Here is an 18,299-nt window from a genome sequence, read left to right on the forward strand (position 1 = left end):
GGACTACAGACAGTAACGCCCGGTTATCCCGGGCGTTACAGAACGCATACTAAGCAGATTAATACAGCCAGTCACGACCCATACGGTCAGCAGCCATAATCGCGGCATAGACCTGGTCGGAATCAACTTCAAACGGCATGTTGTAGATGGTTTCGTTGTCCGCGCAGCTCAGTTCGGCAACCGCCATGACTTTCTCTTCCAGCTCGGTGCCGATGCTGTCCACACCCAGTTCTTCCAGGGTGATTGGCAGACCGACCTGAGCACAGAACTCCAGCACGGTTTCCAGCTCTTCTGCCGGGGCATTTTCCAGCACTAACTGTACGAGGGTACCGAACGCCACTTTTTCACCGTGGTACATGTGGTGGCACTCTTCCAGGGCGGTAAAGCCGTTGTGGATAGCATGTGCAGCCGCAAGTCCGGCACTTTCAAAGCCCAGCCCGCTGAGCAGGGTGTTGGCTTCAATGATATTTTCCACGGCTTTGGTACTGACCCCGGCTTCCACGGCCAGTTTGGCTTTGATGCCGTCACTGAGCAGTGTATCAAAGCAGAGGTTAGCCAGCGCCAGCGCCGCCAGTGTGGTGCTGCCGCCTGCCATGGTGGCTTTTCCGGCTGCGCTGCATGCACGCGCCTCAAAGTAAGTGGCCAGCGCATCACCCATACCGGCCACCAGCAGACGTGCCGGTGCGCGGGCGATGATATTGGTATCCATCACCACCACATTCGGGTTCTGCGGATAGAACAGGTAGCTGTCAAATGCGCCGAGTTCATTATAGATAACGGACAGTGCGCTGGTCGGCGCATCCGTTGATGCGATAGTCGGGGCAATGATCACCGGCAGTTTGGCAAAGTGCGCCACGGCTTTGGCGGTATCCAGTGTTTTTCCGCCGCCGACGCCCAGTACTGCCTGGCATTTATGGTTTTTCACCAGTTTGGTCAGACGGTCGATCTCTTCATGAGTACATTCGCCGCCGAAGGTTTCAAAGACACCGCTGACTTCGTATTCGCTCAGGCTGTCATTCACAATATCGCCCACCAGCTCGCGGACAAATTTATCAGCAATCACCAACGTTTTTTCCGCTAATGGTCTGATGTATTTACCCACATGGTAAAGCGCGTCCGGACCCTGAATGTATTTGGCCGGGGATTGGATCACTTTTAACATACTCAAACTCCTGAATGCATTCGCGTTATGGTGTCAGTGAGGGATAGTATTCCGTCTGAATCAGACTAACAGTTACAGTAACGGATATGTGAGAGCTGACGCACTGTACGGGCCGGGAACACGGGGGCAGATCGGGAAAATGTGATACAGACGACAGCGCAGAGGCAGGATAGCGCCTCTGCATGTCAGAAAAATGAACAATCAGTGATGTGCGGGCAGGGAGCCGTCAGCGCGTTGCGCAAAAAAAGAGCGCAGGATCAGATTGAGCAGCACACCGTAAGCCGGCAGGAAGAACAGCATGCAGATGATGACTTTGAAACTGTAATCCACCAGCGCAATTTCCACCCAGTTTGCCGCCATAAACGGATCGGTACTGCGCCAGAAAGCGATAAAGAAGAAGGCGAGGGTATCGATCAGATTACCGACAAACATAGCGGCAGCCGGTGCCACATACCAGCGGCGGTTCTGACGCAGACGGTTAAAGACACTCACATCCAGAATCTGCCCGAGGGCATATGCCATAAAACTGGCGGCTGCTATCCGCGCCACAAACAGGTTGAAATGCGAAAGTGCTTCAACACCGGCCCATGCCCCCTGAAAGAACAGGGCGGAAACCACATAGGAAATGGCCAGTGCCGGGATCATGACTGACGTGATAATCCGCCGTGCCAGTGGCGCGCCGTAAATACGGACGGTCAGATCGGTTGCCAGAAAAATAAACGGAAACGTGAATGCCCCCCAGGTGGTATGGAAGCCGAAAATCGTGATCGGCAACTGCACCAGGTAGTTACTGGAGGTAATGATCAGAATGTGAAAAAGTGATAACCAGACAAGCGCGGTGCGCCGCTGGCGGGCAGATAAATCAAACATATTGTACCTTTTTGGTGGTTGGGGTGAGGGAACCCAATAATCTCGGGCGCAATAATACGTCGTTTGCGCAACAAAAGCAAAGGACTCTCTCCGCGGTATACCGGGGAGAGTCTCCGGTTACCGCAGCGGATAATGCGGCACCGCTTCATCACCGGGTAAGGCGAACCTGAACGGCTCGGCTTCCCGGAAATACGGTGTCACACTGCCGCTGAACAGATGCTGCTGGTTATTCCCTAAGTTCAGCTTCCTGACCGTTCCTGTTTGCGCTGAAAAATCGATATTACTGAAATCCGCCCAAATCACCGCAGATGCCATCACGGCATCAAAGAAGTAGCGCTTGTTCCGGTGATCTGCCACTGTACGCCAGCGGGTGGAAGAGAGAGGATCAACCTCACCGCTGACAACCGCATTCCGGGTTTGTGCTGACCGGTAAGGCGCGGAGGTATAGCGGATCACACTGAGTACGGCGGCAAGCGCCTCATCGCGGGATAAATTTTCCGGAATACGGCTGTTATAAAATCTTGCGCTGACAAACCGATCTTCCGAACGGCGTGAGCCGGGCAGTACTTTCAGACCATCTGCGGCTTCCCAGTAGCGGCCGAGAGCAAGCTGGTCACTGAATACCGGGGAATTGGTCATCACATCGGTATCATCACCCTGATAAATCACCAGTTTCCCGTCAGTATACTCAATAACCGCGCTGTCACCGGTGGCATCAGAAACCGATAAATGCAGTAATACCTGCCGGTCTCTGCCCGGCTCTTTATCGGTAACAACAATAAATTCTTCTCTTCTTAACGCCTCAGCAGCCTCTTTCACGGTGGCAAAGTTATCGAGGATATACTGAGCCCAGATTGAAACCGGCATGATTTTTGTGTTCACGTGGTTCGGCGGGTAACGGGTTTCTTCCAGCCAGAGCAGATTGGCGGATAAACCTTTTTCATTCATTCCGTCGACTGTTGCCATGTCATAAGCGGTTGCGATCACACTGCCGTAACGGGATGTCCATGATATGCCCTGATTGCCGGGGACACTTTCTCTGTGCATGCCGCGCGGGAAGATCCACAGATTGGTACCTGCAGGTTTTGACCAGTCCATTGAGCGGGCTGTCATATGCAGATCATTTTTGCCGTGATAAACAAAACGGGTGCAGGCATCCGCCGTATGCGGAATGACCAGAACAGAGGCCAGCATTGCGGTCAGTAATAGAGATTTCAATGGTTTTTTCATCGGTTATTTCCTTTAGTGACGGGGCTTTGAGCCTGCCGGAGAGTCACCGCGGGATAAATATCAATTTTTAACAGGCGGAAGCAAAAACACAGAAACGGGCGTCAGATTTTTATTTCCGGTATAATTCGCAGATTCGTTACTTAACAGGACAATCATGATGTCTGATACTTTTTCCTGTGCCGATAAAACACTCGACACACTCGGACTGCGCTGCCCGGAGCCGGTGATGCTGGTGCGTAAAACCATCCGCGGGATGAATACCGGTGACATTTTGCTGGTGGTGGCGGATGACCCGGCAACCACACGCGACATCCCGGGATTCTGCCGTTTTATGGAGCATGAGCTGATGGCTCAGGATGCTGAAACCGCGCCGTACCGCTACCTGATCCGCAAAAAAGAGAGCGCGCTGTAATCCTTCCTTCAGGGACTGAACCATGCTTGACCGCTTTGATACCTTTCTGCTGGCACAGAAACACGCTTCTCTGACCGGCTGGCGCCGGTTTGTTCTTGAATTCTGGTTTTTCGGCCTGAAAGAGGCGCGGGCGTGTCTGTTTGCGGCGTTCTTCTTTCTTGCTCTTTTTCTGGTACCGGCCGCCGGTGTGGCCGGAATTCCCCGCTATGATTTTCTGCTGATCCTGGCGGTACTGTTTCAGGCTGTGATGGTGTGGAAAAAACTGGAAACCACGGATGAACTGAAAGCCATCTGTATTTTCCATGTGGTGGGGTTTGTCATGGAGTTGTTTAAAACCTCATCCGCTATCGGTTCATGGAGTTATCCTGATGAGGCGTATACCAAATTATGGAATGTACCGCTGTTCACCGGATTTATGTATGCGGCTGTCGGCAGCTATGTTATCCAGGCGTGGCGTTTTCTGAAGGTCAGGATCGAAAATTTCCCGCCGTACTGGCTGGCCACGCTGATTGCGCTGGCAATTTATGTCAATTTCTTTGCCCATCACTTTATCGGTGATTACCGCTGGTATCTCACCGCTTTTATTCTCGGCTTGTATGCGCGGACTATGGTGTATTTCACGCCATATGATAAAGAGCGCAAAATGCCGCTGTTGCTGAGTTTTGTGCTGATCGGCTTTTTTATCTGGCTGGCGGAAAATTTCGGTACTTTTTTCGGCGTCTGGCAGTACCCGAATCAGATTGGCGCATGGGCGACAGTACATGCCGGGAAATGGGCATCCTGGTCGCTGCTGGTCATTGTCACTTTCACGATTGTGGCCTATCTCAAACATATCAAAGCCACGATTCTGGTGGTGAGATAAAAAAAAGGGATGCCGCAGCATCCCTTTTCAGTCAGTAACCAGTTAGTAACCCATGGTTATTTTTTCATAACCCGCAGCAGGCGGACGGCGTTGGCGGTGACCAGCGCGGTTGCACCGGAGTCAGCCAGAACCGCAACCCACAGACCGGTCAGTCCCATCAGGGTGGTGACCAGGAATATCGCTTTCAGACCCAGTGAGATAATGATGTTCTCACGGATAACCTTACGGGTAGCCCGCGACAGCGTAATCACCTCGGCAATACCGGTCAGGCGGTTGTGAGTCAGTGCGGCATCGGCGGTTTCCAGCGCCACATCGGTCCCGCTGCCCATGGCAACCCCGATACTGGCGGCTTTCATTGCCGGGGCATCATTGATACCGTCACCGACCATCATGGTGTGGTGCTCATTATTCAGCGCCATCACCGCTTTGACTTTATCTTCCGGCATCAGCCCGGCGCGGAAATCCATACCGATGGTACCGGCGATAGCAGCGGCTGCACGCGGGTTATCCCCGGTCAGCATCACGGCGCTGACACCCATCGCTTTCAGTTGTCCGATAGCCTCCACCGCATCACTGCGCAGGGTATCCTGCATGGCGATAAGTCCGGTCAGCTGGTTACCTGCAACGACGGCAACGACCGTTTTTCCTTCATTTTCCAGCCGGGTGACATCTGCCGCAGCGGCATCCGTCAGCAGGCCGTCAGCCAGTTTACCCGGTGCACTGACCAGGATGGTCACACCGTTGAGCTCCCCGTCAACCCCTTTACCGGCGTGGGCTTTGCGGTTTTCCGCTTCGGTGATGGTCAGACCCTGAGCTTCGGTACGCTCCAGAATCGCTTTGGCTAACGGGTGATGTGACCCGCTTTCCACGGCGGAGGCATACGTCAGCACATCCGCATCGCTGTGATTATTCAGTGCCACAATATCAGTGACCTGAGGTTTACCTTCTGTCAGCGTACCGGTTTTATCCAGCGCGACAGTCGTTACCGTACCCAGCTGCTCCAGTGCGGCACCGCCTTTAATCAGCGCACCACGGCGGGTGGCGGCGGCCAGCGCGGAGGTAATCGCAGCCGGAGTGGAGATAACCAGGGCACACGGACAACCAATCAGCAGCAGTGTCAGACCACGGTAGATCCACGGATACCATTCCTGACCCATAAACAGCGGTGGTATGACAATCACCAGGGCGGAGAACAGCATAATCATCGGCGTATAGTAGCGGCTGAAGCGGTCGATAAAGCGCTCGATTGGTGCACGGCGCTCTTCGGCTTCCTCAATCAGTGTCAGAATACGGTCGATGGCGTTCTGACCCTGCTCGGAGATGACTTTCATCTGCACTGCGCGATCGACAGACAGTGAACCTGCCGCTACTTTTTCACCTGACGTCCGCTCAACCGGTACGGATTCCCCGGTCAGGGCACTTTCGTCAAAGCTGGCAAACTCACTGAGCAGCTCAGCATCTGTCGGCAGACGACCGCCCGGTGCGATTTCAATAATGTCGCCGGGACGCAGCTGTGCAACCGGGACAGACACTTTTTTCCCGTCTTTAATCACCACCGCATCTTCAGGCACCAGTGCCATCAGCGCACTGACTCCCCGCCGTGCGCGGCCTGCCGCATAGGATTCCAGCATTTCGCCCAGCAGGAACAGCAGGATCACCATGGCGGCTTCTTCGGTGGCACCGATAACAATCGCGCCGACTGCCGCGACCGTCATCAGCGTTTCAATCGCAAACGGTGTGCCGGAGCGGATAAGACGCAGCGAGCTTTTGGCGATCGGGTACAGACCGATCAGGGTTGATGCGATAAAGGCGTATTTGCCCAGTACCGGATTTACAAACTCCAGGGCATAGCTGAGAGCAATCAGTACAGCCAGGATCAGCATCGGTGACGCCTGTTTCAGCAGACTCTGCTCTTCTTTCTTCTTCGGCGCGGCAGTGCTGCCGTTCAGATCCCAGAGCGTAAACCCGGCCTGCTGTACGGCACTGGTCACGTCTGCGCGGACGTCCCCGGCGGCATCCACCACCAGTTTTTCCGTGGCAAACAACACTTTTGCCTGGGTAACTGCCGCAATTTTCAGAACGGCGGTTTCAATTTTGCGCGCACAGCTCGGGCAGTCCATTCCTTCCACCTGCCAGTTCCAGCGCTGGCTGCCGCTTAATTCAGGCAGAGCGGTATCATCCGCGGCGGCGCTGTCGTGTGAACAGCAACTGCCGTGTGCGTGTTCATGACCGGCGTGGTCATGGTCGTGTTCAGAATGCGCATGATCGTGCGGGGCATGACCATGCGCACGGGACTCATCGTCGTCGTGTTCCGGATGCTCATGCTCACTGTGATCGTGTGCGGTATGGTCGTGTGGCTGATGAGCCTGTGACTCACTTTTTCCGCCGGTGGTGCAGGCAGATTTGCTGCTGCAGCAATTGCTGTTATGAGTGTGCTCATGAAGTTCTTTGTTCGGGTGCATAAACACCTCCCTGTTCAACGGTGAGTTGATGTTAATTTTTCTCATTAACAGGAAGTGTACACATTGGAGCCTACTCCAGAGTCAACAACAGGGGCGCATAATTATTGGCAAATTGTGCGCTCCTGTTGCGGGGAGCAGAATTACATCAGCGTGATGGCACGGACAATCAGGAAATGTCCGAGGAAATAGAAGGTGGAGTAAATCGCTTTGGCCAGTTTAAACGTAAACAGGAAGCGGTTAATCATCCACAGGATCAGGTTCAGCACCAGACAGAATGCCCCGATCATCAGGGAGAAATTGTAATCGGTTCCCAGCCCGAAGAACTGTTCTCCGGCCAGCCAGGCCATGACCAGTGCACTGAGCAGCGCCGTCATCACCGGCACTTTGTGATCGCCGAGTTTGTACCAGAGCAGCGCGAGCACCGCAACGGCAATCACCGGTACCGCAATCATCAGCGGAATATAGAAGGTGAAGTTATTGAGCAGGGCGAAACTCAGGGCGTAGAGCAGATAAAACACGGCGCTGGTATACAGCGACAGGTCGATTTTATTATCAGCAACCAGACGGATGGTATCGGACACAATGGCCACTAACAGCCCGACACACACCAGATACCCGGAGATATCCAGCCCGTAATCCCCGCTCCACGCCCACAGCAGTAACAGCAGCAGGGTGACGGGACGGAAAACCCAGCGCTGCCAGTTTGGTCCCCGGTAGGCGGCGTCGATATAGAGCCAGCCGGAAAAAAGTACAGCAATAAATGGCCAATTCATAGGGTGTCCTTGAGGTATGTTGATGGCGATTAACACCTGAATATCTGATAATATCCCGTATTTACAGAACACGATCAACCAGATTGCAGGAAAACAACCTTACCCATGAATAAATTTGGTTTGTTAGGTTTTATTGTGGCCGCTCTGATCATTGTGCTGGCGACCCGGCGCTTCTTCGAACAGCGCAAACAAAATGAGGTAAATGATCACGCTGCGGTGGCGACATATCAGGTCACCGTGACAGAGAAAAAAGATTATCCGTACCCGAATATGCGCTCCCGTGAGCGGGATGTGGTCTTCCCGGAAACTTTCCGTTATGAAGTGCATTTCACGCCACTGTCGGGGAAAACTATCGTGGTGTACATCAAAGAGGATGAGTATAAGGAGATAGCCCTGCATTCACGCGGAACGCTGTCAATGCAGGGGACACGGTTTATCCGTTATGAACCGCTGCGCTGATCAGGATTTATCCTGATTATCATCCGCCGGTTTGTTTTTCAGTTCTGCCTGCTGGCGGCGCAGCAGGACGAGCAGCTCAAAGACGCCGAATAAAAAGACACGCACTTTACCGGCGGCGGTCAGTTTCCTGTCCTGCGGCTGACCGGCGTTAAACAGCGACATCAGCAGGCCGTGCATCACCACCATGAAAAAAGTGGCGATATGCATAAAGATATTCAGCGGTTTCGGGAACGGATGCACCAGGCTGAAAATCAGAAAACCCCAGACGGCCAGCATCAGTACCCGGCCAATATTAATCAGGAACATACGGACTCCTGTTCAGTCGTCTGCGTCTGACGCAGATAAAGACGATACGCAACCTGACCGGCCACCTTTTCCCGGTGGCACACCCAGTTACCCGGAACAACCAGTGTGTCTGATTCAGACTCGGCTTCAATGTAGATCATTGCATCCGGACTGAGCCAGTTGTTTGTCTCCAGTAAATCAACGGTTTCCTGAAGCAGACCTTTACGGAACGGCGGATCGAGAAACACGACATCAAACGGGGTTCCCGGTTGCGCCAGAAATTGCAGGGCGCTCTGGTTGACGACCGTGGCCTGTTCACATTTGAGCAGACGGGCATTGGCGCTGAGCTGAGCGGCAACGGTGCGGTTGAGCTCGGTAAATGTCACGGCGGCGGCATAGCGGGAAAGCGCCTCAAAACCGAGTGCACCGCTGCCCGCGAACGCATCAAGACAGCGCGCGCCGTTAATCACCGGCATCAGCCAGTTAAACAGCGTTTCGCGCACGCGATCAGTGGTCGGGCGCAGGCCGTCATGTGTCAGAACCGGCAGTTTTCGTCCGCGCCAGAGACCGGCGATAATGCGGATCTGCCCTTGTGGTGCGGTTTGAGCTTTTTTAACCATAACCTTCGCAACTTATTAATTCTGAAATTATTAATTCAAAAATATGAATAACAGACGGGAAAACAGCGCAATATTATACGCAGGTTTTGTAAAAATTCGTTTAAATTTAATATGAAATTACGGAAAGCCGATGCGCAACCATCCTGTGAAATGATAGACTGCGTCTGATTCGCAATTATTGATGATAAAGACGCCATATCTGCTCAGGATTTTCCGGACATACCGTGCCGGGAGGTGACGGGCGGCAGTATGCAAGGAGTATAGTGGCTGTGGCAAAAGAAAAGAAAAAAGGTTTTTTTTCCTGGCTGGGTTTTGGCCGTAAAGATGATGAACAGGCGCAGCAGGAACAGGCGGCTCAGGAAGAACAGGCGCGTTTAGCGGAAGAGCAGGCACAGGCGGCTGAAGAAGCCCGTCAGGCGGAAGAACAGGCCCGCCGTGATGAAGAAGCGGCTGAACAGATCCGTCTGGCAGAAGAGCAGGCCTGCCGTGATGCACAAGCGGCTGAAGAAGCCCGTCAGGCAGAAGAGCAGGCCCGCCGTGATGCACAAGCAGCGGAAGAAGCCCGTCAGGCAGAAGAACAGGCCCGCCGTGATGCCGAAGCGGCTGAACAGATCCGTCTGGCGGAAGAACAGGCTCGTCGTAATGCTGAAGCCGCAGAACAACAGCGCTTTGCACAGGAGCAGGCACGCCGTAACGCTGAAATTACAGAGCAGCAGCGTCTGGCGGAAGAAAAACGGCTGGCGGAAGCGCAGGCAGCAGATCAGCAGCGTGCGGAAGAAGAACAGCGCCGGCTGAAAGAACAGGCTGTCCGCGATGCGGAAGCCGTTAAACAGCAGCGCATTGCGGAAGAAAAACGTCTGGCGGAAGCGCAGGCGGCAGAGCAGCAGCGTGCGGAAGAAGAGCAGCGCCGGATAAAAGAGCAGGCACTGCGTGATGCGGAAACCGCAAAACAGCAGCGCATTGCGGAAGATAAACGTCAGGCCGAATTACAGGCAGCGGAGCAGCAGCGCGCGGAAGAAGAACAGCGCCGTGCGGAAGAGCAGGCACTGCGTGCTGCGGAAGAAGCTAAACAGCAGCGCATTGCGGAAGAAAAACGTCAGGCGGAAGCACTGGCGGCTGAACAGCACCGTGCAGCCGAAGAACGGCGCCGGGCTGAAGAGCAGGCACTGCGTGATGCGGAAGCCGCAAAACAGCAGCGTATCGCGGAAGATAAGCGCCGTGCGGAAGAAGAAGCCGCAGAACAGCAGCGTTTAGCGGAAGAACAGAAACAGCGTGAGGCTGAAGCGGCTGAACAGGCACGCCTGGCAGAAGAACAGCGCCTTGTGCAAGAGGAAGAAGCACGCCGTCTTGCGGAAGCGGAAGCAGAAGCGCAGGATGCTGAGCTGATTGAACATGAATCGCCTGCACCGGCGGATACGCAGGAAAGACCGGCAAAAGAAGGGTTCTTTGCCCGTCTGAAACGCAGTCTGGTGCGTACCCGTGAGAATATCGGTTCCGGTTTCTTCGGGATCTTCCGCGGCAAAAAGATCGATGATGATCTGTTTGAAGAACTGGAAGAACAACTGCTGGTGGCGGATGTCGGCGTGGAAACCACCCGCAAAATTATCACCAGTCTGACTCAGCATGCCAGCCGCCGTGATCTGAAAGACGCGGAAGCGTTATTTGTTAAGCTGCGCGAGGAAATGGGTGAGATCCTGGCGACAGTGGACAAACCGCTGGAGATTGAAGATAAAAAACCGTATGTGATCCTGATGGTCGGCGTCAACGGCGTCGGTAAAACCACCACTATCGGTAAAATGGCGCGTCAGTATCAGGCACAGGGTAAATCTGTCATGCTGGCTGCCGGGGATACCTTCCGTGCGGCGGCAGTGGAACAGCTTCAGGTCTGGGGTGATCGTAATAATATTCCGGTCGTGGCACAGCACACCGGTGCGGACCCGGCCTCGGTTATTTTTGATGCCATTCAGTCCGCAAAAGCCAAAGGGGTTGATGTGCTGATTGCTGACACCGCAGGGCGTCTGCAAAATAAAGCACACCTGATGGAAGAACTGAAGAAAATCGTGCGGGTAATGAAGAAACTTGATGAAGATGCCCCGCATGAGATTATGCTGACATTAGATGCCAGCACCGGACAGAATGCCGTCAGCCAGGCACGTCTCTTTAATGAAGCGGTCGGGCTGACCGGGCTGACTCTGACCAAACTTGACGGAACGGCGAAAGGCGGTGTGATCTTTGCCATTGCTGACCAGTTCGGTATTCCTATCCGGTATATCGGGGTGGGTGAAGGTATCGAAGATCTGCGTCCTTTCAAAGCCGGTGATTTTATTGAGGCACTTTTTGCCCGGGAGGATTAATCATCCATGATTCGCTTTGAACACGTCAGTAAAGCCTATTTAGGCGGCCGCCAGGCGCTCCAGGGGGTGGATTTTCATGTCCGCCCGGGGGAGATGGTATTCCTGACCGGCCATTCCGGCGCAGGGAAGAGTACCCTGCTGAAACTGATTTGTGGGATTGAGCGACCCAGTGACGGCACCATTTTATTTGACGGCCACAATATCAGCCGTCTGAAAAACCGTGAAGTGCCTTTCCTGCGCCGCCAAATCGGCATGATTTTTCAGGATCACCATCTGCTGCTGGATCGTACGGTATATGACAATGTGGCGATGCCGCTGATCATCGCCGGTGCCAGTCAGGAAGATATCCGGCGGCGCGTCAGTGCCGCACTGGATAAAGTCGGACTGCTGGATAAGGCCCGTAACTTCCCGGTACAGCTTTCCGGCGGTGAACAGCAGCGCGTGGGGATCGCCCGTGCGGTGGTCAACAAACCGATGGTACTGCTGGCGGATGAACCGACCGGTAACCTGGACAGCGAGCTGTCAGAGGGTATTTTACGGCTGTTTGAAGAGTTTAACCGGGTGGGTGTCACCGTTCTGATGGCGACGCACGATATCATGCTGATTGAACGGCGTAATTACCGCGTTCTGACGCTGAGTCAGGGACGTATGGCGGGAGGTCATCATGGCTAAACAACCGCGTAAACCGGCAAAAAAAATGCCGTCCAAAGCCAAAGCGCTGAAAGGCGGCTGGCGGGAACAGTGGCGGCACGCATGGGTTAACACGCTGGGCGATATGCTGCGCCAGCCGCTGTCAACACTGCTGACCGTCATGGTGATTGCCATTTCCCTGACACTGCCGAGTGTATTTTATATTGTCTGGAAAAACGTCAGTCATGCAGCGGAACAATGGTATCCGACCCCGCAGCTGACTGTTTATCTGGACAAAGGGCTGGATGAACAGGGCGGACAAAAACTGGCGGATGAGCTGAAAGCGCTCGACGGCGTGGAGAGTGTCAATTATCTCTCCCGCGACCAGGCGATAACAGAATTCCGGGCCTGGTCCGGCTTCAGCACCGCGCTGGATATGCTGGAAGAGAACCCGCTGCCGGCGGTGGCGATTGTCACACCGAAAGTGGATATGCAGAGCAGTGAAACACTCTCTACCCTGCGTGATCGTGTCACCGCCCTGTCCGGGATTGATGAGGTGCGCATGGATGACAGCTGGTTTGCGCGGCTGGCGGCACTGACCGGCCTGGTCGGGCAGATAGCTTCCCTGATCGGGATACTGATGGTTGTGGCGCTGTTCCTGGTGATCGGCAACAGTGTGCGGCTCAATATTTTCAGCCGCCGCGAAACCATCAATGTGATGAAACTGATCGGCGCGACAGACGGCTTTATTCTGCGTCCGTTCCTTAACGGCGGGATGCTGCTCGGGGCGTTTGGTGCAGTGCTGTCCCTGGTGCTGTCGTCATTACTTGTCTGGAAATTGGGCGATGTGGTGACTGATGTCTCCAAAATTTTTGGCACAACATTTACACTGACCGGTCTGGACTGGGATGAAGCACTGCTGATTGTACTGGTTTCAGGTATGATTGGCTGGATCGCCGCCTGGCTGGCAACTGTCCGCCATTTGCGCAATTTTATGCCGCAGTAACCCTGTCATTATCCGGCGGGGAAATGACCCGCCGGATATCCCGCATCACCGGTTTATACTCAACCAAATGACAACGCCGGCACTAAGTGATAGGCGTAACTCTGTCCTGTGTTGTACACTATTTACCATTACCGTCTGCCGACGTCATTTTTATTTGTACTGAGGACTGAATGACTAAAGATACGCAATTCCCTGTTTTAGTTCCGCAAGGGAGCATTGAGGCCTATATCCGGGCAGCTAACCAGTATCCGATGCTGACAGCCGAAGAAGAAAAAGAGCTGGCTGAGCGTCTGTATTACGACGGCGACCTTGAGGCCGCGAAAAAGCTGATCATGTCGCACCTGCGGTTTGTTATCCATGTTGCCCGCAGCTATTCAGGTTATGGCCTGCCTCAGGCGGATCTTATCCAGGAAGGCAATATCGGGCTGATGAAAGCCGTGCGCCGCTTTAACCCGGAAATGGGTGTGCGTCTGGTATCGTTTGCGGTTCACTGGATCAAAGCTGAAATTCACGAATATGTGCTGCGCAACTGGCGCATCGTCAAAATTGCCACCACCAAAGCACAGCGCAAACTGTTTTTTAACCTGCGCAAATCCAAAAAACGTCTGGGCTGGTTTAACCAGGACGAAGTGGAAATGGTGGCGAAAGAGCTGGGGGTAACCAGCAAAGATGTGCTGGAAATGGAATCCCGCATGGCGGCACAGGACATGGCATTTGATATGTCCGACGACGATGACGGCGACCATCCGGTTGTGGCCCCCGCGCTGTTCCTGGAAGATAAATCCTCTGATTTCGCCGATGAAATTGAGGAAGATAACTGGGACAGCCATGCCACGGATAAACTCACCCTGGCGATTGATTCACTGGACGAGCGCAGCCGCGATATTATCCGTGCCCGCTGGCTGGATGATGATAACAAAACAACGCTTCAGGAACTGGCGGATAAATACGGCGTTTCCGCAGAGCGCGTCCGTCAGCTGGAAAAGAATGCCATGAAAAAACTGCGTGAGGCGATTGAGGGCTGATAACAATGCTCCCGTTTCCGCCGCAATCTGCTATGGTAGCCATATTATTTTCTGATAATTACTGACGGAGATATTATGGCTTTTTCGCCTGAAGACAAAGCAGTGCTGCTGGCGGTCAAAGGTGTGGGCAGCAAAGTGATTGAACGCCTGGAACAAATGGGTTTTTCCGATCTGAATCAGCTTGCCGCCGCCGATGCGCAATCCCTGCTGAGTGCCGGTGCCGCACTTACCGGCTCCACCTGCTGGCGCAACAGTCCGCTGGCAAAAAAAGCCATTGAATCCGCGATTGCGGCCGCACAACAGGCACAGAATCAATCCTGATATGACACCGGTTCAGCTCGATCAGCGAACCGCCCGGCTGATTGTTCAGCGGGCGATGCAAATCCTCAGTTACTCCGTCAATGTGATGAACGCGCAGGGGGTGATTATTGCCTCCGGTGATCCGCAGCGGGTGAATCAGCGCCACGAAGGTGCGGTGCTGGCGCTGACGGAAAACCGTATCGTGGAAATTGATGAGGCGACGGCCGCCACGCTGAAAGGCGTGAAACCGGGAATAAACCTGCCGGTGATTTTCCGCGATACCATGGTCGGTGTGGTCGGGATTTCCGGTAAACCGGATGAGGTGCGCAACTACGCCGAGCTGGTGCGCATGGCGGCGGAACTGGTGCTGGAGCAGGCGGATTTGCTGGAAAAATCCCAGTGGGATCGCCGTTACCGTGATGAGCTGGTCAGCCAGCTGATAAGTCCGGAGCAGCAGCCGCAGTCCGTAAAATCCATCGCAGCCTATCTCGGGATCTCCCCCGATAAACCCCGCATTGCCCTGATCCTCGCATTGCCCGCGCCGGATCATGAACAGTTTCACCGTCTGGTGGAATATATTGATAATCTGAAAATGGATCTGCTGGTCAGTATCCGGGGGATCAATTCCCTGGTGGTACTGAAGCCGGTGGCCTGCGATGCGGATTTTCAGCCGCTCTCCCCGGTACAGAAGCAGTTGCAGGTACTGCGGCGTCAGCTGCCGGATTTGCTGATGTACGTCGGCGGTTTTTTTCACGGGCACAACGGCCTGCACCGCTCCTGGCAGAGCGCCTGTGCCGTGCAGCAACTGGGGCAGACACCGGCTTACAGTCGTCAGAAAACCATTTTTTACGATGAAGTCAAATTACCTGCATTATTACAGGGGTTTCAGGAGAGCTGGCAGGCGGCTGAACTGGCTTCTGCCTGGCAGAAACTGAAAGCTGAAGACACCCGCCGTGTGCTGTGCCATACCCTGAAGACGTATTTTGATCAGAATTGTGATCTGTCTCAAACCACAAAAATGCTGCATATTCACACAAATACCCTCCGTTACCGCCTTCAGCGTGTTGAATCGATTACTGGCTTAAATATCAACAGATTAGAAACGGTAATTCAGCTTTATTTCGGTATTCTGACGGATCTTTGATTTGTGGGTTTTCACAAAATACGCAATTTCAGTCCGTTCTTTTTTGTCGGAACCTCTCAAGCTTAACTCACCGGCAGCCGCCATAATGCATCCTGTTCTGTTCAAATAATCATAATTACAGCAGGAGTCTGCACATGGTGACGGTTTCAGCTTTGGGCGCAATGGTTGCGCTGGTCGTGGCGATAGGATTAATACTGAAAAAAGTACCGCCGGTATACGGGATGATGGCGGGGGCGCTGGCCGGAGGATTGGTCGGCGGGGCAGATCTGGTGCAGACGGTGACACTGATGGTCACCGGGGCTCAGGGGATCACTAACGCGGTGCTGCGTATTCTGGCAGCCGGTGTGCTGGCCGGGGTACTGATTGAATCCGGCGCGGCAAATACCATTGCGGAAACCATTGTCCGCAAAGTGGGTGAAAAACGGGCGCTGCTGGCGCTGGCTGTGGCGACCCTGTTACTGACGGCGGTCGGTGTGTTTATCGACGTGGCTGTTATCACCGTTTCACCGATTGCACTGGCGATTGCGCACCGCGCGGATCTGTCCAAAATGGCGATTCTGCTGGCAATGATCGGCGGCGGTAAAGCGGGTAACGTGATGTCACCGAACCCGAATACCATTGCGGCGGCAGATAACTTTAACGTACCGCTGACATCGCTGATGGCGGCGGGGATTATCCCGGGAATTTTCGGGCTGATCGTGGCGTACTTCCTGGCGAAACGCCTGGTTCACCGTGGCTCGAAAGTGACACAGGAAGAGCTGATTGCGGCGCATCATGACGGCAAATTGCCGGGATTCTGGGCGGCAATGAGTGCACCGCTGGTGGCTATTTTCCTGCTGTCACTGCGTCCGGTGGCCGGTATCAGCATTGATCCGCTGATTGCCCTGCCGGTGGGCGGTCTGGCCGGTGCGCTGATCATGGGACGCTTCCGTCAGTCCAATCATTTTATTACCTCCGGACTGAGCCGGATGGCACCGGTGGCGATTATGCTGCTGGGGACCGGGACACTGGCGGGAATTATCGCTAACTCGGGTCTGAAAGATGTATTAATTAACGGTCTGACTGCATCCGGGCTGCCATCCTATCTGCTGGCACCGATTTCCGGGGCTCTGATGTCCATGGCAACTGCATCCACCACAGCGGGTACGGCAGTGGCGTCTGCGGTATTCAGCTCAACACTGCTTGATCTGGGCGTGAGTGCGCTGGCAGGGGCGGCGATGATCCACGCCGGTGCGGTTGTGCTCGATCAGATGCCGCACGGCAGCTTCTTCCATGCAACCGGCGGCAGTGTCAATATGCAGGTTCATGAGCGTCTGAAATTACTGCCTTACGAAACGATGGTGGGTCTGGTGATTGCGATTGTATCCACTCTGATTTTTGGTGTATTCGGGTTTGGCGGGTAAAAGGAATTAAGTATGAAAATAGTGATTGCACCGGATTCATTCAAAGAAAGTCTGACCGCCCTTCAGGTTGCGGATGCCGCTGAAGCGGGTTTCAGAACTGTTTTTCCGGATGCGCAGTACATCAAACTGCCGATGGCAGACGGCGGTGAGGGGACGGTTGTCTCCATTATTGAAGCCACACAGGGAAAATTAAAAGAAACAGATGTCACAGCCCCGCTGGGGAATAAAGTGACCGGGTTTTACGGGCTGTCCGGCGACGGAAAAACAGCCATTATTGAAATGGCGGCGGCATCCGGATTACATCTGGTGCCGCCTGCACTGCGCGATCCGCGTGTAACCACGACGTTCGGTACCGGGGAGCTTATCCTCGCGGCGCTGGATGACGGTGCGGAAAAAATTATCCTCGGAATCGGCGGCAGCGCCACCAATGATGGTGGTGCCGGTATGATGCAGGCGCTGGGGGTGGTATTCCGTGACAAACAGGGAAATTCACTGCCGTTCGGCGGCAGTGCGCTGGCAAAACTGGCTTCCGTGGATTTAGCGGGGCTGGACCCGCGTCTGGCGAAAACGGAATTTGTGGTGGCCTGTGATGTGAATAATCCGCTGTGCGGACCGAAAGGCGCATCCGCCACTTTCGGACCACAGAAAGGCGCAACTCCGGCGATGGTCAGCGAACTGGATGAGGCTCTGCGTCACTACGGGGAGGTCATTGAATCCCTCACCGGAAAATCACTGAGTGGTATCGCCGGTGCCGGTGCGGCAGGCGGAATGGGGGTTCCGCTGATGGCGTGGCTTGATGCCCGGATGCAGCCCGGTATTGAGATGGTGATAGAAACACTGGATCTGCACAATGTGGTGAAAGATGCCGATCTGGTGATCACCGGGGAAGGGCGGATGGACAGCCAGACGATTCAGGGGAAAACCCCGGCAGGTGTGGCGAAAGCCGCAAAAGCCCGCGGAATTCCGGTGATCGCGCTGGTTGGCGGGATGAGCGACGACTACGCCGTTGTTCATGAACACGGTATTGATGCCGTATTCTCTGTGATCCCGCGGATCTGTACTCTGGATGAGGCTCTGGCACAGGCGGCGGTTAATATTGAAGTCACTGCCCGTAATATTGCTGCGGTACTGGCGATGAAAATCGCATAAAAAAAGAAAACGACTGAGAAAAATAACAGCCGGGGCTTTGCCCCGGTGATATTGCAGACAAAGCAGGATAAAACGTGGTTTTTCCTGCTTTGTGTTATCAGCCGAAAATCAATAAATTGATTTTCCTGGTTTATTTTTACAACCTCTGGCGGT

18 protein-coding genes are annotated in these 18,299 nt (G+C 54.2%); 11 read left to right on the top strand and 7 right to left on the bottom strand.

Going from position 1 to position 18,299, the window contains the following annotated elements; all coding sequences use genetic code 11:
• Nucleotides 1-58: 58 nt before the first annotated feature.
• The 3 genes from R5268_RS00955 to R5268_RS00965 all read right to left on the bottom strand — a co-directional run bounded on the left by R5268_RS00955 (nt 59) and on the right by R5268_RS00965 (nt 3,262).
• Nucleotides 59-1,162 (bottom strand): glycerol dehydrogenase, encoded by a 1,104-nt coding sequence (locus R5268_RS00955; RefSeq protein WP_107680453.1) that lies wholly within the window; start codon nt 1,160-1,162, stop codon nt 59-61.
• A 201-nt stretch (nt 1,163-1,363) separates the two neighbouring features.
• Entirely contained in the window at nt 1,364-2,032 is a 669-nt protein-coding gene (locus tag R5268_RS00960) for a 7-cyano-7-deazaguanine/7-aminomethyl-7-deazaguanine transporter (protein WP_166708573.1), read from the bottom strand.
• Nucleotides 2,033-2,149: 117 nt separating this feature from the next.
• The gene (locus tag R5268_RS00965) at nt 2,150-3,262 is read right to left on the bottom strand and encodes a linear amide C-N hydrolase (protein ID WP_317418509.1); all 1,113 of its coding nucleotides are present in this window, start codon (nt 3,260-3,262) and stop codon (nt 2,150-2,152) included.
• A 157-nt stretch (nt 3,263-3,419) separates the two neighbouring features.
• On the opposite strand from R5268_RS00965, the gene tusA reads away from it, so the two are divergent.
• Together tusA and R5268_RS00975 are read left to right on the top strand one after the other, a co-directional pair.
• The gene (tusA, locus tag R5268_RS00970; protein WP_317418600.1) at nt 3,420-3,674 is read left to right on the top strand and encodes a sulfurtransferase TusA; all 255 of its coding nucleotides are present in this window, start codon (nt 3,420-3,422) and stop codon (nt 3,672-3,674) included.
• 22 nt (nt 3,675-3,696) lie between these two features.
• On the top strand, nt 3,697-4,536 hold the full coding sequence (locus R5268_RS00975) for a DUF817 domain-containing protein (RefSeq protein WP_046893059.1): 840 nt from the start codon (nt 3,697-3,699) through the stop codon (nt 4,534-4,536).
• A 56-nt stretch (nt 4,537-4,592) separates the two neighbouring features.
• Here the strand turns inward: R5268_RS00975 and R5268_RS00980 are convergent, their stop codons facing one another.
• Together R5268_RS00980 and R5268_RS00985 are read right to left on the bottom strand one after the other, a co-directional pair.
• Nucleotides 4,593-6,998: a zinc/cadmium/mercury/lead-transporting ATPase gene (locus R5268_RS00980; protein ID WP_317418508.1), complete on the bottom strand. Its 2,406-nt coding sequence runs from the start codon at nt 6,996-6,998 to the stop codon at nt 4,593-4,595.
• Between the two features lie 140 nt (nt 6,999-7,138).
• Nucleotides 7,139-7,771 carry a lysoplasmalogenase gene (locus R5268_RS00985; RefSeq protein WP_046893057.1) on the bottom strand — a complete coding sequence of 211 codons (633 nt, stop codon included), beginning with the start codon at nt 7,769-7,771 and terminating at the stop codon, nt 7,139-7,141.
• A 105-nt stretch (nt 7,772-7,876) separates the two neighbouring features.
• On the opposite strand from R5268_RS00985, the gene R5268_RS00990 reads away from it, so the two are divergent.
• Nucleotides 7,877-8,230: a DUF2500 domain-containing protein gene (locus R5268_RS00990; protein WP_166708569.1), complete on the top strand. Its 354-nt coding sequence runs from the start codon at nt 7,877-7,879 to the stop codon at nt 8,228-8,230.
• On the opposite strand, the gene R5268_RS00995 is transcribed toward R5268_RS00990, so the two are convergent.
• Complete coding sequence (locus tag R5268_RS00995; protein ID WP_046893055.1) at nt 8,231-8,536, bottom strand: DUF1145 family protein; 306 nt, start codon at nt 8,534-8,536, stop codon at nt 8,231-8,233.
• Nucleotides 8,527-9,135 carry a 16S rRNA (guanine(966)-N(2))-methyltransferase gene (gene rsmD / locus R5268_RS01000; RefSeq protein ID WP_218454608.1) on the bottom strand — a complete coding sequence of 203 codons (609 nt, stop codon included), beginning with the start codon at nt 9,133-9,135 and terminating at the stop codon, nt 8,527-8,529. The genes R5268_RS00995 and rsmD overlap by 10 nt, the downstream gene beginning before the upstream one ends.
• Nucleotides 9,136-9,404: 269 nt before the next feature.
• Here rsmD and ftsY point away from each other — a divergent pair, with 269 nt between their 5' ends.
• From ftsY to R5268_RS01040, 8 genes are all read left to right on the top strand, one after another.
• Nucleotides 9,405-11,489 carry a signal recognition particle-docking protein FtsY gene (gene ftsY, locus R5268_RS01005; RefSeq protein ID WP_317418599.1) on the top strand — a complete coding sequence of 695 codons (2,085 nt, stop codon included), beginning with the start codon at nt 9,405-9,407 and terminating at the stop codon, nt 11,487-11,489.
• Nucleotides 11,490-11,495: 6 nt separating this feature from the next.
• Nucleotides 11,496-12,161: a cell division ATP-binding protein FtsE gene (ftsE, locus tag R5268_RS01010; protein ID WP_046893053.1), complete on the top strand. Its 666-nt coding sequence runs from the start codon at nt 11,496-11,498 to the stop codon at nt 12,159-12,161.
• Complete coding sequence (ftsX, locus tag R5268_RS01015; RefSeq protein ID WP_182105363.1) at nt 12,154-13,125, top strand: permease-like cell division protein FtsX; 972 nt, start codon at nt 12,154-12,156, stop codon at nt 13,123-13,125. Before ftsE ends, ftsX begins: the two co-directional genes overlap by 8 nt.
• A gap of 170 nt (nt 13,126-13,295) precedes the next feature.
• Entirely contained in the window at nt 13,296-14,150 is an 855-nt protein-coding gene (gene rpoH / locus R5268_RS01020) for an RNA polymerase sigma factor RpoH (RefSeq protein WP_046893051.1), read from the top strand.
• Between the two features lie 75 nt (nt 14,151-14,225).
• Nucleotides 14,226-14,471, top strand: coding sequence for a helix-hairpin-helix domain-containing protein (locus R5268_RS01025; protein WP_218454606.1), 246 nt, complete (start codon nt 14,226-14,228; stop codon nt 14,469-14,471).
• Between the two features lies 1 nt (nt 14,472).
• On the top strand, nt 14,473-15,594 hold the full coding sequence (locus R5268_RS01030) for a sugar diacid recognition domain-containing protein (protein WP_107678652.1): 1,122 nt from the start codon (nt 14,473-14,475) through the stop codon (nt 15,592-15,594).
• A 134-nt stretch (nt 15,595-15,728) separates the two neighbouring features.
• Complete coding sequence (locus R5268_RS01035) at nt 15,729-16,997, top strand: GntP family permease (protein ID WP_046893048.1); 1,269 nt, start codon at nt 15,729-15,731, stop codon at nt 16,995-16,997.
• 12 nt (nt 16,998-17,009) lie between these two features.
• Nucleotides 17,010-18,146: a glycerate kinase gene (locus R5268_RS01040; protein ID WP_218454605.1), complete on the top strand. Its 1,137-nt coding sequence runs from the start codon at nt 17,010-17,012 to the stop codon at nt 18,144-18,146.
• Nucleotides 18,147-18,299: the final 153 nt, after the last annotated feature.

This window comes from Morganella sp. BCCO 40_0007 (assembly GCF_032989665.1).
In the GTDB taxonomy this organism is placed as follows: Bacteria; Pseudomonadota; Gammaproteobacteria; order Enterobacterales; family Enterobacteriaceae; genus Morganella; species Morganella sibonii.